Annotated in this window: 19 protein-coding genes and 1 pseudogene; 9 read left to right on the top strand and 11 right to left on the bottom strand. The window is 70.1% G+C overall.

The genetic code is table 11. The features are described from left to right. On the top strand, positions 1-366 hold a 366-nt coding region (locus tag ABZU25_RS32490), incomplete at its 5' end, for a non-reducing end alpha-L-arabinofuranosidase family hydrolase (RefSeq protein WP_355033174.1). Between the two features lie 99 nt (positions 367-465). Here the strand turns inward: ABZU25_RS32490 and ABZU25_RS32485 are convergent. After that, positions 466-957, bottom strand: coding sequence for a methyltransferase domain-containing protein (locus tag ABZU25_RS32485; protein WP_355033176.1), 492 nt, complete (start codon positions 955-957; stop codon positions 466-468). 422 nt (positions 958-1,379) lie between these two features. Next, positions 1,380-4,610: a S8 family serine peptidase gene (locus ABZU25_RS32480; protein ID WP_355033173.1), complete on the bottom strand. Its 3,231-nt coding sequence runs from the start codon at positions 4,608-4,610 to the stop codon at positions 1,380-1,382. Between the two features lie 181 nt (positions 4,611-4,791). Between ABZU25_RS32480 and ABZU25_RS32475 the strand changes: the two genes are divergently transcribed. Together ABZU25_RS32475 and ABZU25_RS32470 are read left to right on the top strand one after the other, a co-directional pair. Continuing rightward, entirely contained in the window at positions 4,792-5,292 is a 501-nt protein-coding gene (locus tag ABZU25_RS32475) for a sigma-70 family RNA polymerase sigma factor (protein WP_355033172.1), read from the top strand. Next, positions 5,285-5,986, top strand: a complete 702-nt coding sequence (locus tag ABZU25_RS32470) for an RICIN domain-containing protein (RefSeq protein ID WP_355033171.1) — start codon at positions 5,285-5,287, stop codon at positions 5,984-5,986. Before ABZU25_RS32475 ends, ABZU25_RS32470 begins: the two co-directional genes overlap by 8 nt. 51 nt (positions 5,987-6,037) lie before the next feature. Here the strand turns inward: ABZU25_RS32470 and ABZU25_RS32465 are convergent, their stop codons facing one another. Together ABZU25_RS32465 and ABZU25_RS32460 are read right to left on the bottom strand one after the other, a co-directional pair. After that, positions 6,038-8,617, bottom strand: coding sequence for a hypothetical protein (locus ABZU25_RS32465; protein WP_355033170.1), 2,580 nt, complete (start codon positions 8,615-8,617; stop codon positions 6,038-6,040). Positions 8,618-8,690: 73 nt separating this feature from the next. After that, the gene (locus ABZU25_RS32460; protein WP_355033169.1) at positions 8,691-11,228 is read right to left on the bottom strand and encodes a hypothetical protein; all 2,538 of its coding nucleotides are present in this window, start codon (positions 11,226-11,228) and stop codon (positions 8,691-8,693) included. A gap of 548 nt (positions 11,229-11,776) precedes the next feature. Between ABZU25_RS32460 and ABZU25_RS32455 the strand changes: the two genes are divergently transcribed. Beyond that, a complete protein-coding gene (locus ABZU25_RS32455) occupies positions 11,777-13,459 on the top strand; it encodes a cellulose binding domain-containing protein (protein ID WP_355033168.1) in 1,683 nt (560 codons plus the stop codon). Between the two features lie 81 nt (positions 13,460-13,540). Here the strand turns inward: ABZU25_RS32455 and ABZU25_RS32450 are convergent, their stop codons facing one another. Continuing rightward, positions 13,541-14,203 (bottom strand): hypothetical protein, encoded by a 663-nt coding sequence (locus ABZU25_RS32450; protein ID WP_355033167.1) that lies wholly within the window; start codon positions 14,201-14,203, stop codon positions 13,541-13,543. Between the two features lie 170 nt (positions 14,204-14,373). Between ABZU25_RS32450 and ABZU25_RS32445 the strand changes: the two genes are divergently transcribed. From ABZU25_RS32445 to ABZU25_RS32430, 4 genes are all read left to right on the top strand, one after another. After that, on the top strand, positions 14,374-15,591 hold the full coding sequence (locus ABZU25_RS32445) for a HupE/UreJ family protein (RefSeq protein WP_355033166.1): 1,218 nt from the start codon (positions 14,374-14,376) through the stop codon (positions 15,589-15,591). Positions 15,592-15,735: 144 nt separating this feature from the next. After that, positions 15,736-17,709, top strand: coding sequence for an FN3 domain-containing metallophosphoesterase family protein (locus ABZU25_RS32440; RefSeq protein WP_355033165.1), 1,974 nt, complete (start codon positions 15,736-15,738; stop codon positions 17,707-17,709). A 91-nt stretch (positions 17,710-17,800) separates the two neighbouring features. Beyond that, complete coding sequence (locus ABZU25_RS32435; protein WP_355033164.1) at positions 17,801-18,868, top strand: DUF916 domain-containing protein; 1,068 nt, start codon at positions 17,801-17,803, stop codon at positions 18,866-18,868. A gap of 312 nt (positions 18,869-19,180) precedes the next feature. After that, positions 19,181-20,038 (top strand): NADP-dependent oxidoreductase, encoded by an 858-nt coding sequence (locus ABZU25_RS32430; protein WP_355033163.1) that lies wholly within the window; start codon positions 19,181-19,183, stop codon positions 20,036-20,038. A gap of 4 nt (positions 20,039-20,042) precedes the next feature. Here ABZU25_RS32430 and ABZU25_RS32425 read toward each other — a convergent pair whose 3' ends face one another. The 6 genes and pseudogenes from ABZU25_RS32425 to ABZU25_RS32400 all read right to left on the bottom strand — a co-directional run bounded on the left by ABZU25_RS32425 (position 20,043) and on the right by ABZU25_RS32400 (position 25,451). After that, positions 20,043-20,636 (bottom strand): HAD family phosphatase, encoded by a 594-nt coding sequence (locus ABZU25_RS32425; RefSeq protein WP_355033162.1) that lies wholly within the window; start codon positions 20,634-20,636, stop codon positions 20,043-20,045. Positions 20,637-20,663: 27 nt separating this feature from the next. Beyond that, a pseudogene (locus tag ABZU25_RS32420) lies at positions 20,664-21,916 on the bottom strand (sigma-70 family RNA polymerase sigma factor). Positions 21,917-21,918: 2 nt separating this feature from the next. After that, positions 21,919-22,263: a YciI family protein gene (locus ABZU25_RS32415; protein WP_355033175.1), complete on the bottom strand. Its 345-nt coding sequence runs from the start codon at positions 22,261-22,263 to the stop codon at positions 21,919-21,921. Positions 22,264-22,372: 109 nt separating this feature from the next. Continuing rightward, positions 22,373-23,560, bottom strand: coding sequence for a low temperature requirement protein A (locus tag ABZU25_RS32410; RefSeq protein ID WP_355033161.1), 1,188 nt, complete (start codon positions 23,558-23,560; stop codon positions 22,373-22,375). A gap of 94 nt (positions 23,561-23,654) precedes the next feature. Next, on the bottom strand, positions 23,655-24,713 hold the full coding sequence (trpS, locus tag ABZU25_RS32405; RefSeq protein WP_355033160.1) for a tryptophan--tRNA ligase: 1,059 nt from the start codon (positions 24,711-24,713) through the stop codon (positions 23,655-23,657). Between the two features lie 267 nt (positions 24,714-24,980). Continuing rightward, complete coding sequence (locus ABZU25_RS32400; protein WP_355033159.1) at positions 24,981-25,451, bottom strand: PRC-barrel domain-containing protein; 471 nt, start codon at positions 25,449-25,451, stop codon at positions 24,981-24,983. 249 nt (positions 25,452-25,700) lie between these two features. Here ABZU25_RS32400 and ABZU25_RS32395 point away from each other — a divergent pair, with 249 nt between their 5' ends. Further along, positions 25,701-25,955, top strand: a complete 255-nt coding sequence (locus tag ABZU25_RS32395) for a hypothetical protein (RefSeq protein ID WP_355033158.1) — start codon at positions 25,701-25,703, stop codon at positions 25,953-25,955. The last annotated feature ends 611 nt before the right edge of the window (positions 25,956-26,566 follow it).

Below are 26,566 nucleotides of genomic sequence, written 5' to 3'. Positions count from 1 at the left end.
TCGACGAACAACCTGTTCGAGGCTCCGCAGGTCTACAAGCTGCAGGGTCTGAACAAGTACCTGATGATCGTCGAGGCGATCGGTTCGCAGGGTCGGTACTTCCGCTCGTTCACGGCCACCAGCCTGAACGGTTCGTGGACGCCGCAGGCCGCGTCCGAGAGCAACCCGTTCGCGGGTAAGGCCAACAGTGGTGCCACCTGGACCAACGACATCAGCCACGGTGAGTTGTTGCGGACCAGCGCTGACCAGACGATGACTGTCAACGCCTGCAACCTGCAGTTGCTCTACCAGGGTCGTTCCCCCAGCTCCGGCGGTGACTACGGTCTCCTGCCGTACCGGCCGGGTCTGCTGACCCTGCAGCGCTGACACTGCCTGACCGCGAAGCGGGCGGGCTCGGCGAACGCCGAGCCCGCCCGAATCGTGTGGATCCTGAGCGGTGCCCGGGGCACCGCGATCAGCCCAACCTCATTCGACAGCTGTGCCGGTGACGCAGGTGAGCACCTGGCGCTGACCACGAGTGGCGCTCGATGTGGTCGTGGCGAGACCGTGGGATTCGAGCAGCAGTCGGGTCGCGGTGAGGTTCGCGGTGGCGTGTGCGGCAGTGGGTCGCTCGCCGAACACGTAGAGTCGCCCGCCCGGTGCCAGCAGGCTTCGCATCCGGGCGATCTGTTGCGCTGCGTCGCCCAACCAGAAGAGGCTGACGTTCACCGCGAATATCTTGGTGAAGCGGTCCGCGGGTAGGTTGGCCGACTCGAACCCGGCACATCGAATCTCGGCTCTGCCGGCGCTGATGTGGCTCAGGTTCCGTTGGGTCGCGAGCCGCACCATCGTCGCGGCGCGATCGATGGCGACGATCCGGCCGGTGGTGAGTCGGCTGGCGACCAGGGAGACGGCCGCTCCCCGACCGCACCCGATCTCCAACACCTGATCGTCGGGTGCGACAGCCATCGTTTCCACTGCCCAGCGCTGCCGGTGAGCGGTCGTCGCCCGAATCGGTTCGTTCACCGCGGCGGCCGTGCCAGCGCCGGAGGAACCCGGATCGCGGTCTGAAAGGGTGGACCTCACAACGTCACTCGCCGGTGCCTCTTCTGCTCACACATCTGATTCCACCCTCTCCGAGGTGTCAGTGCACCGTGTCCTCGGTCACCACACCCCGCTGGCGGATGCGCCGGCGCGCGGAGCCGCACCGGTCGGTGCACGGGCACTGGTGTGCCGCTCGGGCTGCCCGCCGCCGCGACCGGGACATGGTTCGGAGCGCCGGCGTTCACCATGATCGCCGAGACCAGAGCCGCCGCGGTCACGAAGCCGACGGGAGGACGCCCCGAGCGCGGGACGGCGGTCACCAGCGACCATCCACCTCGCACTCGGGGCGCGCCCGTTCAGGCGATCCGGTAGGCCCGCTGGATCGTCTGCGTGACAGTGTTGCCGGCGGTGTCCGCCGCCGTCACCCGCAGCGACACGAAGCCGGGCCGGCGGGGGTGCGCGATGAGAGCGACACCCCGCAGCACCGGCAACGCGACCCACGTTTTGCCGTCGTCGAACGACGCGGAGACGCCGAGCGTCCGGTTGGCCGCCGCCGTCGACCCCGCCTGCCGGTCCAGCGCCACCGGGATGGCCATGACCCTGCCCGTCCGGGCCGTGTTGGTGTCATCCAGCACCGGCGTCGGTCGGGCCGTCGTCAGCGGCAGCCGCTGCGGTGACGACGTGTGCGCCGAGGTGAAGGTCCACGCCACCGAGACCGAGGTCGACAGCGTGTCCGGGGCGGCGCGGGTGATGGTCGCCTCCAGCCGGTAGTTGGCCTTGCCGGCGGGCACGGCGAACTCTGCCCACGGGTTGTCCGAACTGCCGATCTCCGTGCCGTTGCGCGACAGCCGGAACCGCACCGGCCGGTCGTCGCGGCTCGCGGGGCGACCGGCCGCGTCACCGAACAACGGCAGCGACGCGATCGAGATGGTGTCGCCGTCGCGGCCCGCGTACCCCAGGGGTGCCAGGCTGGGTGCCTGCGCCACAGTGGGTCCGAAGGGTGCCGCGTTCCAGGTCTGGGTGTACGTCCGGCCCGGCTGGAAGGTGGAGTCCTGCGTGCTGGAGTTGTCGCCCTCGACGAACGTGGACGTCCAGGTGATGCCGCCGTCGGTGTTGTAGTACTCGGTGCCGTGGAATGGCAGGTCGAGCGGCGTGTTCGAACCGATCGGGCCGGACCCTCCGGGCGCCGACGCGCGGTGGAACCGGACGGCGGTCGCGGCCGTGGACTGGCTCCGGTAGGTCGTCCTGACGGTGGCGAGGTTCTTCGCCGACAGCTTCTTGGTCAGACCCGTGAACATGTCGCCGGGGCGGACGTACGCCAGGTCGTACGTGTAGGGGCTGTTCCGGAAGGTCCCGTTCGCGCCGGGGCGGGCGAGCCCGACACCCAGCGTCGCGGTGAACTCGGGCGCGGCGACGGCGGGCCCGATCCGGCCGAAGAAGACGTCCTCGAACGACACCCCACTGAGCTGAACACCCGGATAGCGGTAGCCGTCGTCCCAGTTCGCGCTCACGTTGATCGCGATGGGTGCGGCGTCCCGCTGGGGCACCGTCACCGCGACCGGCTTGGCGGTGCGGGCGTCGACGGCCTCGGTGATCGGGCCGCGTACGTCCAGCACCGGCTGGACGAGCAGCGTCGACGCGTCGCCCTCGTGGATGGTGCTGTAGAGCGCGTACCGGCCCTTGGGCAGCCGCAGGGTGCCGCCGCCCGGTGCCCCGTCGAGGGTGCTGAACTCCCCGGTGGCCAGGCTCGCCGCCACCGTCGTGTACCCGGTGGCCGGTCGGCCGTCGCGTCCGGTGTGGGTGAGCCGTACGTCGTAGCTCTCGACCTCGCGGTTGAGCGCGAACGGCGTGCGTACCCGCAGGTCCCCGGCAGCGGTCGCGGTCAGCGCGCCCTGGTAGACGCCGTCCGGAGCGTCCACCCGGGTGTCCACGGTGATCGTCGCCTCGGCGTGACCGCCGGCCGGCACCACGAGCGTCGTCGGGCTGACGGTGAGCATGCCGGCCGGGGCCGGGGCGATGCCCAGCGTCAGGGTGACCGGCGCGGTACCCGTGTTGCGGTAGCCGACGACCTGGGTGATCGGGGTGTCGTCGGCGTGCGGCCAGCGCTGGACCGGGAAGTCGATGGCGGCGACGTCGGCGGCGACCGGCTGGGCGACCGCACGGGCGATGTCGACCCGGCCGGCGCCCTGCTCGTAGAGGGAGTCCTCGCCGGTCGGCTTGGCGGAGTCCATCAGGGCGGCCTTGAGCTGCGGGCCGGTCCAGTCCGGGTGCTGCCCGGCGAGGATCGCGGCAGTGCCGGCCACGTGCGGAGTCGCCATCGACGTGCCCGACATGGTGGCGTAGTCACCGCCGGGGGCGGCGGCCACGATGTCGACGCCGGGCGCGCTGATCTCCGGCTTGATGTGGTTGTCGCCGATGCGCGGGCCCCGGCTGGAGAAGTACGCCCGCTGGTCGTCGGCGTCGACAGCGGCGACGGCGAGGGCGTCGTCCGCCGAGGCTGGGGAGGAGACCGACTTCGGTTTGCCCTCGTTGCCGGCCGCGACCACGAAGAGCGTGCCGTACCGATTGCTCAGCTCCTGAACCGCGGTCTCCAGCGGGTCGAGGCCGGGAGCGTCGTCGCCACCCACGCTCAGGTTGACCACCCGCGCCTGCGGAGCGAGCCACTGCATGCCGGTGATGATGTCCGAGTCCTGGCATTCGGTGGTGGCGCAGACCTTGCCGACGAGCAGCTTCGCCCCCGGTGCCACACCGCGGTACCTGCCGCCGGAGGCAGCGCCACTGCCCACGATCGTCGACGCCACGTGGGTGCCGTGGCCGACCGCGTCGCCGGGGTCGTTGCCCCCGGTGAAGTCCCGCACCTCGGTGAGATGCCCCGCGAAGTCGGGGTGGCTGGCGTCGATGCCGGTGTCCAGCACGCCGACTGTGACGCCAGTGCCGTCGAAGCCGGCCTGCCAGGCCGTCGGGGCGCCGATCTGCGGCACGCTGCGATCGAGGGAGACCTTGCGCTTGCCGTCCAGCCAGATGTGGGTGACCCCGGCGGCGAGGGTGCGCGCGGACGCCGTCCCACTGGTGAGGGACCCCCAGAGCGTGACCCGGTCGTCCGGTTTCGCCCGCACTGCCGACGCGTGGGTGGCGGGCAGGTCGGCCCGCACCCGTGCGGCACCCCCGACGGTCGCGGCCCGCGCCTGCGCCGCCGCGTTCTCCGGGTACGCGACAAGCAGCGGCAGTTCGGCGGCCCGGTCGTCGTAGCCGAACCCGCCGAGCACTGTGAGGTCGAACAACCGACGGTCGAGGCGGCCGTCGCGCAGCAGCGGCATCGCGTCCACCGGGATGACGAACTGGTGGCCGCCCTCGCGGCTGATCACGAACCGCATGCCGGCCCGCCCCGGCCCGCGCTGGATCGTCGGGTGACCGTTCGCGTCCAGCGCGACCTCGTCGCCGGTGATCAGCGTGAAGGTGCCGGGTCTGCCGTCGACAGTGGCCCCCGGCTTCACCCGCGCGTTCGCCGGGGTGGCCGTCAGGCCCGCCGCCACCAGCGCGGTCGCGAGTACGCCGGCTGTCAGCGCGCGTCGTTGCCGTCGTCGCACATCGTCCTCTCCGCCACGGGCGTCTCCCGGGACGGCACGATGACGCCTGGCCAGGGCGTTAGGTTGATCACTGTGCTGTGACGGTTGTCACAAAGCTGCCCCGCGCCGCGGTGTCCGATTCACCCGGACGGGTTGCATGCGGCGGTGACCAGCGGACGCGGCAGGGGAGGGCACCGGTCGGATGCGTGATGCCGAGGAGTTCGACGCCTTCTACGCGGCCTGCGCCGGCCGGGTCGTGGGTCACGTGTACGCGCTGACCGGCAACCGGGCCGAGGCGGAGGATGCCGTCGCCGAGGCGTTCATGCGGGCCTGGCAGCGCTGGCGGACGGTACGGGAGGCGGACAGCCCGGAGGCGTGGGTCCGCCGCGTCGCGTCCCGGATCGCGGTCAGCAGTTGGCGCAAGACGTTCAACCGGGTACGCGCGCATCGCCGGGCCGCTGTCGACCAGGGCGTTCCCGGACTGAACGAGGACCACGTCGCCCTGCTACAGGCGTTGCAGCGGTTGAGCGCCAACGAGCGCCGGGCCGTCGTCCTGCACCACCTGAACGATCTCAGCGTCGCCGAGGTGGCAGCCGAGATGCAGGCCCCCGTCGGGACCGTGAAGACGTACCTCGCCCGTGGTCGAAGAGCGATGGCCGGGTTGCTGACCGATGCGCACCAGGAGGAGACGTCCCATGGCTGATCCACGCGACGAGCTCACCGCGATCGTCGACGAGGTTCGGCGAGTCACCACGCTTCCCCCCGCGCAGATGTTGCGGCAGCGCAGCGACAGGCGTCGGCGGCGTCGGATGACGGTGGCCGCCGCCGGGCTGGTCCTCCTGGCCGGTACGGCGGGCGCCGCCGTCCTGACGGCACCAAATCAGACCCCGGACGTGGGCGTCGGCCCGGTGAGCCCCGTCCCCTCGTCGGTCGTCCCGTCCGAGACCGCAGCGGCCGGACGACAGGACATTCTCGGTGGTCGACGTCAGGTCCGGATCGTGCTGCCCGGCATGCGCGGGGCCGCGTTGGCGATCGACGACGGCGGCGATCAGGTGCGGGCCAGCACCGATCCGGGCAGCGACGACCGCGCACTGTGGGTGCTGCGCCCCGACGGTGACGGGTTCCGGATCGTCCTGGCCGCCCCGCCCAGCGCCGATCAGGTCTGCATGACCGTCGTGCACGACGCGGCGCCGGGCAGCGTACGCGGGCGGACGTGCGATTCGACCGCCTCGACGCAGCGCTTCCGGATCGAGCAGGTCGCCGACGGCAGCTACTCGATCTTTCAGGGGAAGCGCTACGTCCAGGTGGTCGACGGCACCAACGCCCTGGTCCCCGACCTGCCCGAGGGCCTCACCACCACGTACGAGTTCGAGGACCGTGGGCCTGCCCCACGCTGAACCGCGAACTGCTCGTGATTCCGCCTCCCGCGCGGCTCGGCGGCCAACTGGTCAGCCGGCCGCCGGGGTGACGACCGGCCGGCGCGCCGCCGGTCGCTCCTCGCTGTCCGGCTGGACGATCGGCGGTCGCGGCGGCGGTCGCTCCTCGCTGTCCGGGCGGACGATCGGCGGGCGCGGCGGGGGTCGCTCCGCACTGCCCCCGACGACCGCAGTCGTCGCGGCCGACACGGCGGAGGCTTCGGCGTAGCCGTCCCGGCTGGCCGTCACCGCCACGGTGAGCCGCTTCCAGCGCAGTGCCTCCGAGATCTGCAACGTCGCGCCGGTCGCACCCTCGACCGGGACGCCGTCGGCCGACCACTGGTACCGGTAGGTCGTCGTGGCGGGCGTCCACGTGCCCGGCGTCGCGGTGACGGTGCCGCCGATCTCTGCCGACCCGGAGATCGTCGGCAGGTTGACCGCGCGGATCGCCAGGGGCGGGTTGATGGTGAAGGCCTCGACCAGCACCTCCGGCCTGCCGGAGTCGTACGCGTACACCGTCAGGCTGGCCGTGCCGGCTGGCGCGGAGCTGAGATTCACCTCGACGGTCATGGACGTGCCGTCCGACGAGACCGTCTTCACCGTGGCGGTGAGCGGCTCCCCGCCAGCGGGGGTCACCTGGACCCGGTCCTTCGGGTTCAGCCCGGTGCCGCTGAGGGTGATCGTCCGAACGGCGCCCGGCGGCACGACGGCCGGCGCCACCGACGTGACAGCAGCGGACTCGACCTCGAAGATGTACTGCGTGGCCGAGGAGCGGGTGCCGCTGGCCGTGACGCTGCGGACGCTCAGGTAGTACCAACCGACGTTCTCGGGAGTCCAGGCCAGTGTCGCGGTGCCGTCGGCCCGGGCGGCGAGGTTGGTGTACGGCTCGTAGTTGATCGAATACTCGTATGCGGTGGTGCCCGGGAGACGTGGCGCGAAGCTGAAGGTGCCCGGAGCCAGCCGGCCCTTGCCGGTGGTCGGGAAATCCGTCGAGGTGATCCGAGGCCCATCCAGCACCGACCAGTACGTGCCGCCACTGTCGCTCTGCACCCCGTCGGCATTGCGGGCGACAACTGTGACGTAGGTGTAGCCAGCCTTGGTCGGCGTGTAGGTGAAGGTGGCGCTGCCGTCGGCGGCTGGCTTGACGACCTGCTTCGTGGCCTCGTCGCCGTTCAGCGTCGTCACGTACTCGGTGACGTTCGCCATCCGAGTGCGGGCCGTGAAGGTGGCCGGCGTGCCCACGTCGGCGCCGCCGGTGCGGGTCACCGTCGGCGTCGCCCCGTCGACCGAGATGGAGGTCCAACGCGGCTCGGAGAGAGTGCCGTCCGCGCTGCGGCTCTGGATTCGCAGACCGATGACGCTGATCTCGCGGGCGGTCCAGGTGAGGTCGGCGGAGCCGTCCGGCTGAGCCGGGATGGTGACCTTCTCGATCGGTGGCGGGTAGAGGCCCAGGTATTCCGCCCAGTAGACGTAGGACTGCACCTGCGGCGACCGGGGCGCGAGGTGGAAGCTGAGCGACGAGCCGATGGTGACACTCCGGTCGAGGTCGCCGGTGAGCTTCGGGCCGTTGTCGACAAGGAACTGGTAGGCACGGGGTGCGTGCGCGGTGCCGTCGCGGGTGACGGCGTGGACGTACAGGGTCTGCTTGCCGGCGCGGGTCGGCGCGATCATCGCCGTCGCCGTACCGTCGGCCGCCGCCGGCACCGTCCCCGACGGGCCGCCCCCGTCGATCCGCCAGGCGAACGAGGCAGTGTCGGCGACGTTGGAGCGCAGCTCGAACGCGCCGGGCACGCCGATGTTGTAGTCCAGGTTGCCGCCCCAGTCCGGGTACGCCGAGGAGAAGATCGACGGCCGGGTCTCCCGGACGATGTACTCGTAGTAGGCCACGTCGGAGTAGTTGCCGGCCCTATCGATGGCGTACACCGAGACCGAGTGGTGACCCGCCGTCTGGGGCGCCCACTCGACAGTCGCCGGACCGCCGAGCCTGTCGGCGGCCACAGTGCCCGCCGGGGGCTGCTCGGTCAGCTCGCTCTCGTAGAACTGGTATTCGTACTTGACGGTGTCGGGGCTGGCCGAGGTCATCGTGAACACGCCGGGCACGCCGATCGCGCCGCTGGGGTGGTCCCATCCTCCCGACGGATACTGGGGGGAGGCGACGGTTGGCGCCGGGCCGCCGGTGCGGTCGAGCGTGAAGTAGCACGTGCCGCTCCACGACGTCGCCGTGGCGCCGTCGAGGACGCGCACCCGCCAGGCGTACGTGACGCCGTCGAGCTGCCGCGAGTCGTCCTCGAGCTGGATGTAGACCTCGTCGTTGCTCGGGGCCAGGCCGGTGAGCCACTGTTGCGGTTGCTCCGGGCGGGTGACGTCCCAGACCTGGAAGTCGGCCTGCAACTCGACGCCCTCTTCCGCGCCGGAGAGGGTGCCCTTCAGCACCACGGCGCGGGCGTCGTTGAGCCGGACCGGGCTCAGGTACGGCCCCGGCGCGGTGGTGACGCAGGGCTGGCCCGCGGTCTGGAGGGCGGTCGGCGCCGACAGAGCCGCGGCGGCCGGATTGGCAGTGAGGCCCACCACTGCCGTGCAGGTGAGCGCCGATGCCGCGATCACCGCCGTCATCCGGCGACGAGCACGCGAAGGTGTACGCACGTTGGTCTCTCCAGGTTGAATCGGGTGGTGCCCAACCGGTGGGTCAGGCAGCCGGCTGGCTTGGATGTGGCCACGGCGCACCAGGGCGCCCGATCGGGGGTCGGGGAGGCGGCCGTTCACCCCTCTCGACCACTCTGGCGGCCGAGGTGGCCGCGGTCGGGGTGTACAGGGACCGGCGAGCTCTGATCTCGACGGTGAGTTCTTGACCGACAAGCGTCAGGGGAATCCGGAACGTGGGGCTGATCGCGCCGCTGATCGCCACGCCGTTCGCCAACCACTGCCACGAGTGGTCCTGCGCGGCCGGCGCCCACTCACCCGGTTCCGCTGTGACGACGGACCCGACCACCACGTCTCCGCTGATCGTGGGCGGCTTGACCGATTGCAGCGGCGGGGGCGGGCCGATCGTGAACGCGTCCGCCAGGACCACCGGCGGGAGCGTGCCGTACGGGTGCACGGTCACGCGAGCCGGACCGAGTAGTGCCATGGTGAGGTCCACATCGGCGGTCAGCGTGCTGCGGTCCGCCGACACCGTCCGCACCCACGCCCTGATCGGCAGCATGTGCACCGGGGTCACCTCGACCTTGTCGTCCGGATGCAGCCAGGTGCCGTGGATGGTGATCGTCCGGAGGCCACCCGTCGGCACCAGGCCCGGAGCAGCCGAGGTGACAGTGGTGACACCGCTGGAGACAGCGAAGCGGTACCTGAATATCTCCGAGGTGCGACCCCCGGCCACAACGCGTACGACGTCCAGTTGGTAGGCGCCATCCGAGGGTGGCGTCCAGGTCACCGTCGCCGTGCCGTCGGGTTGGGCGGGGATCTTGACGTACGGCTTGCCGGGGAACCGGTACTGGTAGCCGACGGTGCCGGGCAGATAGGAGCTGAAGGTGAACGTGCCGGTAGCGACCGGGCTGTTGCCGTTCTCCGGAAAGTCGGTCGAGGTGACCTGCGGAGCGTCAGTTGTCGTCCAGACGCTGGAGCCTCTCTCTGTCTCCACCCCAGCGGCGTTGCGGGCGACGACGCTCACGTAGTTGTGGCCGACCGCCATCGTCGTGTAGTTGAAGGTGACAGTGCCGTTGGTGGTCGGCTTGAGGATCTGCCTGGTGCTCTCGTCGCTGTTCAGCGTCGCCACGTAATCGACGATGTCCGCCATCTGACTCTGCGCCGTGAACGTTGACTCGGTGCCCGCCGCGGTGCTGCCGGTGCGGGTCACCTTCGGCGCCGCCCCGTCGACAGTGATGCCTTTCGAGCGTGGCGTGGACAGGGTGCCGTCCGCGCTTCGGCTCTGGATGAACAATCGGTCGATGCCGGTCTCGGTGGCGGTCCAGACCAGGTCGGCGGTGCCGTCGGCGCGAGCCGGAACTGTTCTCGTCACCACCGGCGGATGCTGGGTGCTCGAGTACTCCGGCCAGTACAGGTACGCCTCGACCTGCGGAGCGCGCGGAGTGAGGTGCAGGGTGAGCGAGCTGCCGATCGTCACCTTCCCGTTCGTGTCGCCGGTGATGACCGGGGCATTGTCGACCAGGAACTGGTACGCGCGGGCGGCGTGCGCGGTGCCGTCGCGGGTGACGCTGTGTACGTACAGGGTCTGCCAGCCTCCGCGGGTCGGGGCGATCATGACCGTCGCCTTCCCGCTGGCGTCCGCCGGCGCGGTGCCCGATGGCCCGCCCTCGTCGATCCGCCAGGCAAAGTGCGCCGTGTCGGGGACCATGGTGGTGATCTCGAACGCGCCAGGTACGCCGACGTTGTAGTCCGGGTTCGACATCCCAGACGGGTACGCGGTCGACATGACCGTCGGTCGGGTCTCCTTGACGTAGAACACGTAATCGAACCGCTCGGACCTGTTTCCGGCCCGGTCGATGGCCCAGACGGTGAGTGAGTGGTAGAGGGACGTTTGGGGCGTGAACTCGACGGTGGCCAGTCCGCCGAGTCCCGCCGGGGCCACCGTCGCCTCGGGGTACTCGTCAGGCGCGCCGGAATAGAACTGGTAGAGGTAGCTGACGGTGTCGTCGGAGGCCGAGGTCAGAGTGAACGACCCAGGGACACCGACCCCGCCGGTGCCGGCGCAACAAACGGTCACGGGATACTGGGTAGAGGTGACCGACGCTGTCGAGCCACCATCGCGGTCGATGGTGAAGTGGCACGTGCTGCTCCACGGCGACGCGTCAGCACCGTCGAGGACGCGCACCCGCCAGGCGTACGTGACGCCGTCGAGTTGCTTCGTCTCGTCGGCGATCTGGACGTAGAGCTCGTTGCTCTGCTCGCCCATCTCGACGAGCCACTGCTGCCGAGGCTCCGGGTCGGCGACATCCCACACCTGGAAGTCTGCCTGCAGTCCGCCCTGGCCGGTGCGGTTGAAGGTGCCCTTCAGCACGGCGCCCGAGGGGGTACCGAGACTCGACGGATTCAGGTACGGCCCCGGGGCGGCGGCGGCACAGGGCCTGCCGGAGTTGCTGAGGTCGGTCGGGGCGACATCCGCCGCGGTGGCAGTGGAGGCGGTGAGCCCCACCGCCGAGCCGCACGCGAGGGCAACGGCGACGCCCAGCGCCGCGACTCGACGGTGGATACGCGAAGCGGTACGCAAACCCTGCCTCCACTACGGGTTCCGGCCATGATCAGCCGGCACAGGATCGCACGTCGGGTCGAGTCCTGGTGACCCCCTGCCGTCCTCGAAAGTCCGCCGAGTCCGGTGCGGAGGTTCCCGCCCCGCACCCGGTCGATGGCATAGACCATGACCGCGTGGTAGCCCGGTGACAGGGGCGCCCACTCGACCGTCGCCGAGCCGCCGAGCCCGTCGGGGTGGGTGAGGTCCCAGACCTGGAAGTCGGCCTGCAATTCGGTGCCCTGTGGTCCCGTTCTGAGCCGGGCCGGTGGTCCTGCAGCGACTTCGAAAAGTTTCCGAAATTCGGGTGCTGCTGCTGCGGAGCTGGTGTGCGTCCGAACCCCCGGCGGCCACGGTCGTGCAGAGCCGCGTCGTGTTGATTGGCGGTCGAACCCTCTATGAGCTGCCGAAAGTTTCGGAAAGTCATTGACGTGTAGCGATGGCTTTGCGCAGACTTGACGTGGCTGGCATTCGTGATCATCGATCGCGCTTCGTTCCTTCCCACCACCACCCTCGGAAGGAGAACCCTGGTGACCATCCACTCGGGCCGTTCAGGGATCCGGTCCACTGTCGTCGCGCTGGCCGTAGCAGCGCTCACCGTCGCCGGATCCGCATCCGTAGTAGCAAGAACGACAGTCGCGCAGGCCGCCCCCGGCGTCCTGGCCGCCGCGCCGGTGGAGGACGAGGGCGCCGACTGCGCCGTCTCCGGCCTGCCTGACCTGGGTTCGCTGCCCACCAACGCCAAGCTTCCCGATCCGTTCAAGAGGCTGAACGGCGCAACCATCACCGCCAGGTCCGACTGGCGCTGTCGCCGGGCGGAGATCAAGGAGTTGGCGGAGAAGTTCGTCTTCGGCGAGAAACCGGCCAAGCCGGCCACCGTCACGGGGACGGTCTCGAACACCACGATCAATGTGAACGTGTCGCACAACGGCCGGAGTTCCAGCTTCTCGGCGCGGGTCGAGCTGCCGAGCGGCACCGGCCCGTTCCCGGCCGTCGTGGTGGTGGGTGGGTTCGGTGCGGACACGGCCACCATCAAGGCCGCCGGTGCTGCCGTCATCAGCTACGACCCGCTGGCCGTCGGCCGCGAGGGCACACCCCGGAACAACAAACAGGGCGCGTTCTACAGCATCTATGGCTCGTCGAGCAGCACCGGCCTGCTCGCCGCCTGGAGTTGGGGCGTGAGCCGGATCATCGACGTGATCGAGCAGTCCGGCAACGGGATCCTCAAGCCCGACGCGATGGGTGTCACCGGCTGCTCGCGTTACGGCAAGGGAGCCTTCGCGATCGGTGCGTTCGACCAGCGCATCGCCCTGACCATGCCGATCGAGTCGGGCAGCGCGGGCGTGCCCATCTTCCGCGGCATACCCGGGGAGGGCGCCCAGAGTCTCAGTAGCGCCTACGGTGAGCAGCCGTGGTTGGGTGACGCGTTCGGCTCTTTCACCAGCAACCCCAACCGACTCCCGGTCGACACCCACGAGATGGTCGCCATGGTGGCGCCGCGCGGGTTGTTCATCATGGACAACCCGCACATCGCCAACCTTGGCCCCCGGTCGGCGAGCGTGGCGGCCCTGGGCGGCGCGGAGGTCTACCGGGCACTCGGTGCCGGCGACAACATCACCTACTGGTCCGACGTGCAGGACGGCAGCCACTGCGCGAACCGCCCCGAGTGGCGTACCCCGCTACAGAACAACATCCGGAAATTCCTGTTGAAGACGGGCAACGAACCGGGTGTGATCCGGATTTCCAGCAAGGCGCTCGGCCGGTTGGCCGACTGGCGGGACTGGCCGACCCCGGTCCTGACCGACGGCCCGACCACGCCGCCTCCGACGACCCCGCCTCCGACGACCCCGCCTCCGACGACCCCGCCTCCGACGACCCCGCCCCCGACCACGCCGCCTCCGACGACCCCGCCTCCGACGAATGGTGGCTGTGCGGCGACGGTATCGATCAACCAGTGGGCCGGCGGATTCGTCGCCACGGTGCGGGTGACCGCCGGCGCCACACCGGTCAACGGCTGGACCGTCACCATGACGCTGCCGTCGGGTGCCAGCATCACCGGCATCTGGAGCGCCAACCGCAGCGGCGACACCGGCACGGTCCGGTTCACAAACGTCGCCTACAACGGCTCCGTCGCCGCTGGGCAGTCGACCGAATTCGGCTACCAGGGCACCGGCACCGGTGCGGGGATGACGCCCACCTGCTCGACCCCATGACCAACAGGGCCCGGTGCGGAGGTCGCACGACCCCCGCACCGGGCCCTGCCGCCCCTGAGGCGGACGCCCCGATCCCCGCCGTCAGAGCCAGATCACGATCCCGGTCAGGTTGTTGAGGACCGCCGCCACACCCGCCCGGATGGCTGCCGCGCAGCGCTCGGCGGTGAACGAGTTCGGGTCGTACGTGGAGGACATGCCGAGCCCCTCCCCGCGGAACGACGCGCCTTCCCAGTCGACCGCTGTGACGTTGTGGGTGGGCTCGGCTAGTTCGGCGCCCACCACGAGGAACTTCTCGTCCAGGTGGTTCGGGGTGACCAGGGCGAGGGGGTCGATGAGGTCACCCCCGGCGCTGACGATGAGATCCGGGTTCATCTCCATGGCCTTGGTGATGCTGGGAACGGCATCGTGGGCGTTGTCGACGACGATCGTCCGGAGATCCGCGTGCTCGTCGTCGGCCCACTCCCGTACGGCCGTCACGAGCGCCTTGGTCGGGTCGTCAGCACCGGCGGTGAGCAGGACGACCCGGTAGTCCTTCGGGGGGTGGACCCCGGCCCACGAGCCGGGTCGCGGCGTGATCGTCGCCTCCGGAGCGGGGGTGGTGGCGGGATCGACGAATCCGGGGCCGAGGGTCCCCACGGCGCTGGGTGCGGGGTGCGGCTGTGACCAGTCGTCGCCGGAGTTGCAAGCGGTGACCAGCGCGGCGGTCGCGGCCAGCATGGCAACGGCCCGAAGCGGGGGGCGCAAGGTGGTCGTCCTTTCGAGTGGTGGCGGCAGTCTCGTATTCCTATCTCAATTTCCTGCGCCGTTTATCTGCGGGCGGTCGTTCGGGGCCTTTGTTCTCCGGCGGTTCGTCGGCGCGCGGGCTGGTGTTCACCAGCGCCATGCAACGTGCACTGGCCGACTGAGGGAGTCACATGTTGGGGCGCGTCCGCCGTACCGTTATCGTCACCGCTGTCGGGATTGCCGCAGTGGTGCTCCCATTTTTGGGCGCCGGAACGGCGTCCGCCCACGGCTTTTCGTCGACTGTGTACGCGAAAATAACGGCCGGAGACGAGGGTCACATCCGTACGGCGATGGACCTCGAATACGACCTTCTCGTCGTGTCCGCAGCGGATTCGGTCGACGATGACCCGCTCTTCCAGGCGGGCACTGCCGCATTCGACGCGGGCGACGGCGACGCCCAGGCCGCGGCACTGAAGAGCCACTCGTCGACGGTCCTCAGGTATGTCTCCGACCGGTTCTCGATGACCGGGCGGGACGCGGCCTGTCGGCCGACCCAGGTGGGCGACGCGACGATCGGCGAGCGTGAGGGCGTCCCGTACGCGAACCTGCTGCTCGACTGGACCTGCCCCGAGCGGGTCGACGAGCACGAGGTGCGCAGCGCGCTGTTCCCGGACGACGAGGGCTACGTCAAGGGCACCAAGACGATCGTCACCTACGAGATCGACGGCCGTTCGGGCAGTGCGGCGCTGGACAGTGCCAACCCCACCTTCTCGACCGGGCAGGCATGGTACGAGCGGTTCGGGGAGTTCTTCCTGCTGGGTGCCGAACATCTGCTGTCCGGGATCGACCACATCCTGTTCCTGCTGGCGCTCATCGCCGGCTCGCGGCGGCTGCGGGAGATCGTGCTCGCGGCAACCAGCTTCACCCTGGCGCACTCGATGACGTTCATGCTCGCGGCCCTCGGTCTGGTCGAGGTGCCGGGGGCGATCGTGGAGCCGGTCATCGCGTTGTCGATCGCCGTCGTCGCCGGTTGGCACCTGTGGGGTATCTGGCGACGCGGCGCGCACGCGACCGACCTGGAGACGGCGGGGCACGGCCACTTCAGCCTGGACCGGGCCGGCTGGATCCGGCTCGGGGTGGTGTTCTGCTTCGGCCTTGTGCACGGCCTGGGCTTCGCTGGCGCGTTGGGCATCGACGAGGCCTGGTCGTGGACCCTGCTGTGGTCGCTGTTGGTGTTCAACATCGGCATCGAGGTCGTTCAGTTGACGATTATCGCCGTGGTCTTCCCGCTCCTGCTCGTCCTGCGCCGGCGTGCGCCGAAAGCCGGCATCTGGGTGACCGGCGTTGTTTCCGCAGCCGTGTCCATCATGGGGCTCATCTGGTTTGTCCAGCGCGTTTCCGGGTCCTGAGTAAGGCTAAGTAGTTCGCGAAGTGCAGGCTTTCGCAAGATCACGTTCATGGTCGGTTCATCAGGCGGCGAAAGCGTGGATTTGCTTCCCCGGCGTCGGGTGAAGTCACCATCCATTTCTCTATTTGAAAAGGGAACAATGTCGATGACATTGAGCACCTCGACACGGGCCCCCGGGCTTGTGCGGCGGCGCGTGGTCGCCGGGGTCGCAGCCGGCTTCCTGGGAATGGGCGCGGCCCTCGGTAGTGGCCTGACGGCCACTGCCAGCGCGGCCGAGTCCACCACGATCACCGGCGTGATCCTCGGCGTCGGCGCCAACGAGACCCAGCGGATCGTGAGCTGGTACTCCTCCGCGGACACCGCGCAGAAGATCCAGCTCGCCCCGACCGCCGAGATCGTCAACGGCGAGTTTCCGGCCAGCGCCGTCAGCTTCGACGCCGTTGGCGCGGCGAACACCTCCACCACCGGTTTCAACCGGCACGCCACGATCGGCAACCTGCGTGAGAACACCGCGTACTCGTACCGGGTCGGCGCCGAGGGCAGCTGGTCCCCGGCGTACGCCTTCAAGACCCAGGACTTCGAGGGCGACTACGACTTCCTGTTCTTCGGTGACCCGCAGATCGGCTCTTCCGGTGACCGGCTGAAGGACCAGGCCGGCTGGGAGGAGACCCTGAAGGTCGCCACCGGGGCCAACCCGAACGCCGAGCTGCTGGTCTCCGCCGGTGACCACGTGGAGAGCGCCAACGACGAGGGTCAGTGGACCTCGTTCCTGGCCCCCGACACGTTGCGTCAGTACCCGCTCGTGGCCACCATCGGTAACCACGACGTCGGCGGCAAGTCCTACGAGCAGCACCACTTCACCCCGAACACCGACCGGTCGGCCCAGTACTACAACGGCGACCAGGCGACCCGGTCCGGCGGCGACTACTGGTTCATCCACAAGGATGTGCTGTTCATCGACCTGAACAGCAACAGCTACGCCAACCCGGCCGACGGCTCCGCCGGCGGCGACGCGGCGCACGTCGCGTACGTCACCGACGTGATCAACAAGCACGGCTCCGAGGCCAAGTGGAAGGTGCTGGTCTACCACCACTCCATCTACTCGCCGGCCAGCCACGCGACCGACACCGACAACAAGCAGCGGCGGGAGGACTTCACCACGGCGTTCTCCAACCTCGGCGTCGACATGGTGCTCCAGGGTCACGACCACAGCTACTCCCGTAGCTACTCGATCAAGAACGGCCAGAAGGAGAACCCGGCCGAGCAGCCCGGCGCTGCCGACGTGTTCCCCGGTCCGGGCGGCGTCATCTACGTGACGGCGAACTCGGCCTCCGGCTCGAAGTACTACGACATCAAGCAGCCGGACAGCACCGGCACCGGCATCCGCGGCAACGGCCCGGACCCGCTGGACCCGGGCAAGTACTGGTACAACTCGACGCAGAACCAGGAGCACGTCCGCAGCTACGTCAAGGTGCAGGTGCGCGGCGACAAGCTGGTCCTGGCCAACGTCCGCAGTGGCACCTGCGCGGCGCCGAACGCGGCCGTCGAGAAGGGCCTCTCCTGCGTCAACACCCCGGACGGTCAGCCGATCGGCTCGGTCACCGACAAGGTCACTGTGCACCCGTACCACGGTGACGGTCAGGCCATCCAGGTCAACGTGCCGAACCCGGCTCCGGGCGAGTTCGGCTGGACGATCGACGGCTACAACGGCCTTGTCGACCTGGGTACCGCCCAGGAGCGCGACGGCACCTTCTTCGGAGCGGCCGGCAAGATCAACCCGATCCTCGTGTCGGACAGCCGCCGTTCGCTCGCCCCGTGGTCGATCTCGGCCAACGTCGGCGACTTCCAGGACGCCGACAAGAAGTTCTCCGGCTCCTACCTGGGCTGGAACCCGTACGTGCTCGACGGCGGCGCGGGCGCCGAGGCTGGTGCTCCGGTCCTGTCGTCCTTCGACGACCAGGGCAAGGGCCTCTCGGTCTCCAGCGCACTCGCCGCGGCCGCGCAGGGTCACGCGCGGGGCGGAGCCCGGCTCGGTGCCGACCTGGATCTGAAGATCCCGGACAGCATCGCGAAGGGTAGCTACCGCACCACGCTCACGATCACCGCGCTGAGCAGCTGACCCAACTGTTCCATCGGGCGGGGTAGGCACCTTCGGGTGCCTACCCCGCCACCCATTTGCAATCCTTCCAAGATCACCTCAAGGATCCGAAATGTACCCGTCCGTAACACGCTGGAAGAAGCTCGTTCGTACCACCGCGCTGTCCCTGCTCGCCGCCGTCGCGACCGTCGGCGTCGGCGCCGGCCCCGCCCTGGCGGCGGACGGCAACGTCGCCTGGACGGTCCGCACGGCCTCCAACGGCTACGGCGAGGCCCGGTCCAGCTACAGCTACAACGTCAACCCCGGCGGCGCCGTCGAGGACGCCATGGTGGTGGCCAACCGCGGCCCGGCGCCGCTGACCCTGTCCGTGTACGCCGCCGACGGCTTCACTACCGACGCGGGCCAGCTCGACCTGCTCACCAAGGACGCCAAGTCCGTCGCGATCGGCGCCTGGGCGAAGCCGAAGGCCGGCAGTGTCGTGATCCAGCCCGGGAAGACCGCGCAGGTTCCCTTCACTGTCAGCATCCCGGACAACGCCACGCCCGGTGACTACGTTGGCGGGATCCTCACCGCGCTCACTCAGGCCGACCAGGCCGAAGGCATCAACGTCGACCGGCGCCTCGGCATCCGGATCAAGCTGCGGGTCGGCGGCGAGCTGAAGCCGAACCTCGCGATCGAGGACCCGCACGTGACGTACGCCGGCTCGGCCAACCCGTTCAGCAAGGGTGACGCCACCATCACCTACACGATTCACAACGTCGGCAACGCCGCGCTCTCCGGGCAGCAGGCCGTATCGGTCTCGGGGCCGTTCGGCGTGCTGCGGGTCCGGGCGAAGGACATCGCCGCGCCGCCGGAGCTGCTCCCGGGTGAGAGCTGGGACGTGACAGTGCCCATCGCCGGGGTCGCCCCCGCCGTCTCGCTGGCCGCGACAGTGACCCTCACCCCGCTGCTCACCGACGCCTCCGGCTCCACCACCTCGCTCAAGCCGGTCCAAGTCACCGCGCACGGCTGGGCGCTGCCGTGGATGGTGGTGCTGGTGCTCGTCGTACTGGTCGCCGTGGCTGTCGGGGCGTACCTGTACCGGCGCCGCAACCGGACGCGGCGCAAGGTGCGCGAGGACGCCCGCGTACGCGACGCCGTCGCGCAGGCGCTGCGTGGTCAGGAGCCGCAGACCTCCTGATCGCTCAGCCGAGGGCGGTGTCGACGGCCAGCGGCTCCGGCTAGGCGGCCATCCCCGGGCCGGACCCGGTTGGGCCCCCTCGGGACGCACCCGGCACTGGCGGTCGCCCTTGTGGGTGAACGGCACTCAGCTCCGGACCACGCCTGTCCCCGAGCCGGCATGCTGCGACGGTGACGCTGGCGCAGAGGGGGAATCCACATGGTTGACGGGGATGTGCCAGAGCGGATGCAGGCCGCGGCCCTTGACGAGTTCGGTGGGCCGGAGGTGATCACCCTACGGAAGCTGCCGATCCCGCAGATCGCCGACGACTAGGTGCTGATCAAGGTCTGGAGCGCCGGCGTGGGGGTGTGGGACGTGTACGAGCGGCAGGGTGTGCTGGTGCCGGAGGGCTCCGCCCTCCCGATCGTGCCCGGCTCGGACGGCGCCGGCACCGTCATCGCCGCCGGCAGCCAGGTGTCCAACGTCGGGATCGGCGACCTGGTCTACGTCTCCGCCACCACCCGCCCGAAGGGCGGCTTCTACGCCGAGTACGCGGCGGTCAAGGCGGAGTACGCGGCGAAGGTGCCCGACGGCGTACCGGCCGAGCACGCCGGGGCCATGCCCACCGACGCGCTGACCGCGCTCGCCGGGCTCGACACCGTCAGCCTGTCGGCCGGCGCCTGGTTGTTGATCTTCGGTGCGAGCGGCGGTCAGGGCCACCTGGCCGTGCAGTTGGCCAAGCGGCAGGGCCTGAACGTGATCGCCGTGGCGTCCGGGGCGGACGGCGTCGCGCTGGTGACCCGACTCGGCGCCGACGTGTCCCTCGACGGCCACGGCGACATGACCGAGGTGCTGGCCCGGATTCGGGACGCGGCACCGGCCGGGGTGAACGCCATCCTGGCGATGGCCGGCGGCGGGACGCTGGACCGGCTCACCGAGGCGCTGACCGACGGCGGTGTGGTCGCGTTCGCCCACGGGGTGCGGCCGGAGCCGCAGGAACGGCCGGGTGTGGTGGTCCGGGCGTACGACGGCGAGGCGAGCCCCCGACAGTTGCAACGCCTCAACGAACTCATCGAGGCCGGTCCGTTCGTGGTGCACGTCGCGCAGACGTACCCGCTGGGCAAGGTGCGGGAGGCGCACCAGCGCCTGGAAACCTCCTACCCGGGCAAGCTGCTGCTGACGGTGGCCTGAGACCTCAACGCGGCGTGCGCTGTTGCGGCACGCGTACCGATGCCATCCCGGCCGCCGTCGCGGCCTGGATGCCCAGGTCGGTGTCCTCGAAGACCAGGCACGACCCCGGGGGTACGCCGAGGTGCTCCGCCGCGAGCAGGAACGCCTCCGGGTCGGGTTTGGCCCGGGTGTAGTCCTCGGCGCAGACCAGCACGTCGAACCGGTCCAGCAGGCCGAGCGCGTCGAGAGAGGCGGTGACCGAGGCGCGGGTGCTGCCGGAGACGACGGCGAACGGGACCCGCCGGTGGGCGTCGTGGATGTGCGCCACCACCTCGGGTACGGCGGCGAGCTGCGGCAGCAGCTCCTCGTAGTAGCTCTCCCGGCGCTCCACGACGGTCGCCACCGGCATGGCCAGACCCTGCTGCTCGTTCAGGGCGACGATGATGTCGGCGGTCGGCCGTCCACCCCACGCGTAGAAGAGGTCCTCCGGGAACTCGCAACCCCACTCGTGCAGGGCCCGCTGCCAGGCCAGGTAGTGCAGCGGCATCGAGTCGACGATGGTGCCGTCGCAGTCGAACAGGTACGCCGCGAACTCACCGGTTGGCAGAGGCAGAGTCATCGGGGAAGGGTACAGCGGCACATCCGTTCAGTCTTCGGTGACGGACGCCAGCCGGCGCAGCAGGTGGGCCCGTTCCGGCTCGGTCCCGACCAGCGCCAACGCGCTGCGGTACGCCGCGGCGGCCTCGTCGTTGCGACCGAGTCGGCGCAGCAGGTCCGCCCGGGTGGCTGGATAGAGGTGGTAGCCACGCAGCCGCGGATCGTCGGCCAACTCGTCAAGCAGGGCGAGCCCGGCGTCCGGCCCGTCGCGCATGGCCACGGCGGCGGCCCGGTTCAGGGCCACTACCGGTGGGCGACCATGCCGAGCAGCACGTCGTAGAGCGCCACCACCTGGGGCCAGTCGGTGCTTGTCACGTCGGCGGCCTCGTCGTGCAGCGCGGCGATGGCGGCCTGCACCCCGTACGGCCCGGGTGCCGGGCCGGTCAGCGCGACGACCACCAGCGCCCGTCCCTCGTCGATCATCGAGTGGTCCCACCGGCCGCGGTCCTGGTCGTCGAGGAGGACCACCGCGCCGTCCCGCCCGGTGCGAGCGGCCCGCCGAGCATGCACAAGCAGCAGCAACCCGAGCAGACCGGCGACCTCCCGTTCGGCGGGCAGCAGCCGGCGCAGGATCCGGGCCAGCCGGATGGCCTCCTCGGCGAGGTCGGTTCGCTGGAGAGCGGGGCCGGAACTGGCGGCGTACCCCTCGGTGAAGACCGAGTAGATGGCCTGGAGCACCGTGGGAAGCCGATCGGGCAGCTCGTCGACGCCCGGCACCCGGAACGGGATGCGGGCGTCGCGGATCTTCCGCTTGGCCCGGACGAGTCGCTGAGCCATTGTCGCGGGCGGCACCAGGAATGCCCGCGCGACCTCGGCCGTGGTCAGGCCGGCGAGGAACCGCAGGGTGAGCGCCGCACGGTCCGGCCCGGCCAGGGCCGGGTGTGCGCAGGTGAAGAAGAGTGCCAGTCGGTCGTCCGGCAGGTCCCGGTCGGTGTCGGCGGGTGGGGCGGGATCGGCCCGCTCGGCCTCCGCCCGGAGGACGGCGAGCCGCGTCGCCAGCACCCGGTCACGGCGTAACCGGTCGACGGCTCGGCGGCGGGCCGTGGTCAGCAACCAGGCGCCGGGCCGGCTCGGGACGCCGTCGGTCGGCCAGTGCACGAGTGCCGCCTCGATCGCCTCGGAGGCGACCTCCTCGGCCAGGTCGAGGTCGCCGAAACGGTGCACGAGCGAGGCGAGCAGCCGGCCGTGTTCCTCCCGGAACACCGCCTCCACCGACCCGACTGCCGCCTCTCCGCTCGCCACGGTCAGACCTCGACCTCGATCTCGGCGACCGGACGCACCTGCACCGACCCGTTGCCGGTGGCGCCGGGGCTGCGCGCCGCCCACTCCAACGCGACGTCGAGATCCGGCACGTCGATGATGTCGTACCCGCCGAGCACCTCGCGGGTCTCGGCGAACGGCCCGTCGGTGATCGTGCGGTCGCCGTCCGGACCGACCTGCACCGTCGTACAGGTGGTCAGGTCCTGCAACGGATGCCCGGAGACCCAGATCCCGGCATCCTTCATCGCCTGGTCGTAGCGGATCCAGTCCTCGAAGGTGCACCCGTTGCCGGCTTCCTCGTCGTTCGCGGGGCTCATGAACAGCAGCATGTACTTCACGTTTCGGCTCCTCCCGGTGCGGCCCGATTGCCGTACAGCATGACGACGGTCGAGGCCCGGGGATATCGACACGGCAGGTCAGGTTTTTCCGGCCGGGAGTTCACGACGCCGACTCACGTCGGTCTACCCGCCGCGCGAACCAGGTCACCCCGATCAGGAGGACGGCCAGCAGGGCGAGCGCCGCCAACGGGGCCAGAGATCGACCGACCGGCAGCAGCGCGACCGGCAGCAGCGCGGCGACGACCTGTGTCGCGTCCACGGCACGAACTGTCAGTCGGCGGAAGGCCAGCCTGCTGATCAGGTAGAGGGCTGCGCCCCCGTACAGGGCGGTGGCGGCTACCCAGCCCAGCGGGCCAGCAGGGGGCGCCTCTCCGCTGAGCCGATCGATCACCTCCTCGATGCCGAGCGCCACGTAGATGGCCCCGATGATCAACGGAGAGTGCCCGAGGCCGTACGCGTCGCCTGCCACACCGGCCCGGCGCTCACCCGGCACGTTGCCGACCGCCGCCCGTGCGGCGGGCGCCAGCCGGTCGAAGTACAGCCACCACAGGCAGACCGTGCTGGTGAGGCCGAGCAGTGCGGCCGCCATCGCCGCACCGGCCGGCGCCATCGTCCGTGGCCCCGCGCCGGCCGAGATCAACGATTCGCCCAGCGCGATGATGAGCACCAGGCCGTACCGCTCGGTGAAGTGGTCCAGGCTGTGCAGTTGCCAAGGCCGGAAGGCGGACGCGACCCGCGCGCCCCCGATGTCCACAAGCAACGCGGCCGTCCAGAGCACCGTCTGGGCCGTGCCGCCGAGCAGTGCGCCACCGAGCAGCGGAAGCCACGCCAGCACCACCGGCACGCTGAAGAAACGCAGCGTCGAGCGCAGTGGCGGGTTCGTCGCGCTCACCCAGAACAGGATCACGAGCTGCACCGCCCGGACGACCACGTAGGCCAGGGCGAGGGTCAGTGGCGGGTCGAGGACCTCCGGTTCCTGCCGCCAGGCGTCCGGCAGCACCAGCGCGGCCACGAAGATCGCCGCCATCGCGACAAGGGTCGCTCCGCGGACCAGGCCGACGTCCGCGCGGACCAGGTTTCCCAACCAGGTGTACGGCCCCCAGGAGTAGAGCAGCAGCAGGAGGAGGAGCAGCCCCTGGGCCAGGGTGAGCGCGCTCGGCGAGGCGGCCATGAACGTGATGACCCGGGTGAGCGCGAAGACGAAGACCAGATCGAAGAAGATCTCGAACATCGTGGTTCGGTGCGTCTGCGCAGCCGGCACCGGACGAACGCCGAAAATCCCCTTCATCCACGCATTCTGCGCCAGATTGGTCGGCGATTCATCCGCTCTCCCCGCCGGGTGCCGCCGGGGAGAGCGGGAAGAACCGACCGGCTGCCCGGCCTCAGGCCGAGGCGTCGGTCCGCCGCCGGCTCCGCTCCGCCCGCCGCCGCACCTGCTGGTACGCGCCGGTCAGCCCCATCGCCCGGCGTACCTCGATCAAGGTCTGGCGTACCTCCTGGCGGGTCCGCTCCGTGCCCTCGACGATCAGCCGGTCCACCAACCCCCGGTCCGCTTCGATCTCGGCCCGGCGCTCCCGGATCGGCGCCAGGAACCCCTCCAGCGCGACGACCAGTCGTTGCTTGACCTCCACGTCACCGACCCGCCCGGCCCGGTAACGCCGGGCCAGGTCGGCCACCTCGTCGCGGTCCGGATTGAAAACCTCGTGGTACGCGAACACCGGGTTGCCTTCCACAGTCCCCGGCACGTCGGCCCGTACCCGGTTCGGATCGGTGTACATGCCGAGCACCTTGCGACGCACCGTCGCCGCATCATCGGAGAGAGCGATGGTGTTCCCTCGGCTCTTGCTCATCTTGGCCGCCCCGTCGGTGCCCACCAGGCTCGGCGTGTCCGCCGCGATCAGCTCGGGCACCGGGAAGACCGGGCCGTACAGATGGTTGAACCGCCGCGCGATCTCCCGGGTCACCTCGACGTGCGCGGCGTTGTCCCGACCGACCGGGACCACCTCGCCCTTCACGCAGAGGATGTCCGCGGCCTGGAGCACCGGATAACCCAGCAGTCCGTACGGCATCTCCTCCTTGCCGGCATCGCGGGCCATGTCCTTGAGCGACGGCACCCGTTCCAGCCGGGGGACGGTCACCAGGTTCTGTAGGAGGGTGTTGAGGTCGCCGACCTCCGGAATGGCCGACTGGAGGTAGAACGTGGCCCGCTCCGGGTCGACGCCGGCGGCGAGGATGTCGGTGACCATCTCCCGGGCGTTGCCGGCGACCTGGTCGATGTCCTCACGGCGGTTGCGCGTGGTGAGCATGTGCAGGTCGGCGATGATGAAGAAGCTCTCGTAGCGCCGGTGCAGCCGCACCCGGTTGGCGATGCTGCCGACGTAGTGGCCGAGGTGCAGGCGGCCGGTCGGCCGGTCGCCGGTGAGCATTCGTGCGACGGACATGTTGATGCCTCTCGTATCCGAAGGTGGGTCACGCGTGGGCGCGCGCCGAGCGGGGCAGGTCAGCCCTCTCGGTCAGCGGGATCGGCTCAGCGAGCCGTCCGCCATCGCGCGCCGGCGCGGAACCGCAGACCACCGGCACGGAGAACGTTCAGGAGTTGCTCACGGCCATCGCCGGAGCTGGTGGGGACCCTGAGCTCTGCGCCGAGCCGGAGGCCGTCGACCACGTCGACCGTCTCCGCTGCGCAATTGCCCGTCCGAACCACTGCCTCACATTACCCGCGGGACGGCGCCGGGCGGAGGAAGGTGACCGTCGCCGTAGTAGCTGCCGACGCGTTCCCGGTACTCCGGGTCGGCCGGATCCGCATCGAACGGCGGAGCGTCCTTGATCTGCTGCTTGGCCCGGTCGACGTGCACGACGCGTTCCTGGTGATCCACCCGCTCCACCGTGCCGGCGGGCAGCAGCACCTTCTGACCGAAGATCCAGGGGCCGGTGTCCACCACCAGGTACCCGGCATCCGCCTCGTTGCTCGCCTCGTCGATGGTGCCGATACGCCCGTCACTCGCCTGCACCTGGTTGCCCACCAGGTCCACCGGCGTGCCGGGGCCGGGAGCGTCCGGACCGTCGTGGCTACCGTCCTGGCCTTCCGACGGGGTGACCGACGGGGTGGTCTCGGTGTATCCGCCAGCCAGGGCGGACGGGTCGCGCCAGGCCCAGGGATTGAAGATCGAGGGTTGCATCAGGCACCTCCGGGGGACGGTCCTCAGCTCTCCTGTTTCGAAGTGCCCACCGCGCTGGTGTCAAAAACGGATCGATGAGGCTGACCCCGTCACGTGTTCCACCGTGGCCGTGGCCGTGGCCGTGGCCGTGGCCGTGGCCGTGGCCGTGGCCGTGGTGGCGGGTGGGTGTCCGCCTCCGTGCCGGCGGTGGTGGCGGGTGGGTGTCCGCGATCGGCCGGGTGACCAGGTGCGCTGGCATACTCGGCTGCCATGGTGGTGTCGCGAGGGTGGGCTGTCTTCCTGGTCGGGGTCGGGGTCTGGACCTGGGTGATCTGGCCGAGGTTCGCGGTCGCCATCTGGCAGGACCCGCGGTCCTGGACGTCCGGCACCGTCGCCGACGGCCCCGCCACCAGCTTTCTGTGGGTGCACGCGCTGCTGATCGCGGCGTCTCTGGCCATCGGGACGACAGTCGGTGTCCTCGGCATCCGGGCCTGGCTCGCCGCCCGTCGGCAGCAGGCGTCCTGAACCGCTCGCCCTGGTGGCAGCGCCGAGTCCAGGGCCGAGCAGGCGTCCGTCGGAACCGGGCAATCGGTCGGCGACGCAAGTGTGACGGGCGCCGCTACCTGTGGATTTGACGATCAAACCCGCAGACGCGTAACTTTCTCTCTGCCAGCGCGGAACGGGGCAAACGGGACGGAAGTCCTGAGGCGCCGAAGCAAACTGGCAGCCGGGTCAGGTAGGGGTTCACTCCTGCGAGACACGGTCCGGGCGGGGCTCGCCGGATCGGCCGCGAGGCGGATTTGGTGCAGCGGAACCGACCGGGTAAGGTTCACGACCGGGCAGGGCACCGGGCGCGACTGTGGGAGACCGCAGCGGCCGGCCTGCCAAATCCGACGACCTGACACAGCGGTTCGCTGCTGGGTGAGTGCGGCGGTGCCTATCCGTACGAAGCATGACAGACCGGGACACACGGTTTGACACAGCCAAGACGGTGAGGTAACGTAGTAAAAGTGCCCAGCGCGAGAGCGGCGGGCACGCGGTACGAAAAGCCCCGGTTGGGGTTCCACTGAGGTGGGGCTTCTGGTCGGTGTGTGGTTGTTCTTTGAGAACTCAACAGGGTGCTTGTAAAGCCAGTG

It is taken from the genome of Micromonospora sp. NPDC005215, from assembly GCF_040607915.1.
In the GTDB taxonomy this organism is placed as follows: Bacteria; Actinomycetota; Actinomycetes; order Mycobacteriales; family Micromonosporaceae; genus Micromonospora.
The sequence above is the reverse complement of the archived record's forward strand: the minus strand, read 5'-3'. Positions and strand labels throughout refer to the sequence as shown.

Excerpts from the sequence above, each read along its gene's own strand:
- ABZU25_RS32475 (WP_355033172.1), top strand. The coding sequence starts at position 4,792 with ATGCGTGATGCCGAGGAGTTCGACGCCTTCTACGCGGCCTGCGCCGGC.
- ABZU25_RS32470 (WP_355033171.1), top strand. The coding sequence starts at position 5,285 with ATGGCTGATCCACGCGACGAGCTCACCGCGATCGTCGACGAGGTTCGG.
- ABZU25_RS32465 (WP_355033170.1), bottom strand. The coding sequence starts at position 8,617 with ATGACGGCGGTGATCGCGGCATCGGCGCTCACCTGCACGGCAGTGGTG.
- ABZU25_RS32445 (WP_355033166.1), top strand. The coding sequence starts at position 14,374 with ATGTTGGGGCGCGTCCGCCGTACCGTTATCGTCACCGCTGTCGGGATT.
- ABZU25_RS32440 (WP_355033165.1), top strand. The coding sequence starts at position 15,736 with ATGACATTGAGCACCTCGACACGGGCCCCCGGGCTTGTGCGGCGGCGC.
- ABZU25_RS32435 (WP_355033164.1), top strand. The coding sequence starts at position 17,801 with ATGTACCCGTCCGTAACACGCTGGAAGAAGCTCGTTCGTACCACCGCG.
- ABZU25_RS32425 (WP_355033162.1), bottom strand. The coding sequence starts at position 20,636 with ATGACTCTGCCTCTGCCAACCGGTGAGTTCGCGGCGTACCTGTTCGAC.
- ABZU25_RS32415 (WP_355033175.1), bottom strand. The coding sequence starts at position 22,263 with ATGCTGCTGTTCATGAGCCCCGCGAACGACGAGGAAGCCGGCAACGGG.
- ABZU25_RS32410 (WP_355033161.1), bottom strand. The coding sequence starts at position 23,560 with ATGAAGGGGATTTTCGGCGTTCGTCCGGTGCCGGCTGCGCAGACGCAC.
- trpS (WP_355033160.1), bottom strand. The coding sequence starts at position 24,713 with ATGTCCGTCGCACGAATGCTCACCGGCGACCGGCCGACCGGCCGCCTG.
- ABZU25_RS32400 (WP_355033159.1), bottom strand. The coding sequence starts at position 25,451 with ATGCAACCCTCGATCTTCAATCCCTGGGCCTGGCGCGACCCGTCCGCC.
- ABZU25_RS32395 (WP_355033158.1), top strand. The coding sequence starts at position 25,701 with ATGGTGGTGTCGCGAGGGTGGGCTGTCTTCCTGGTCGGGGTCGGGGTC.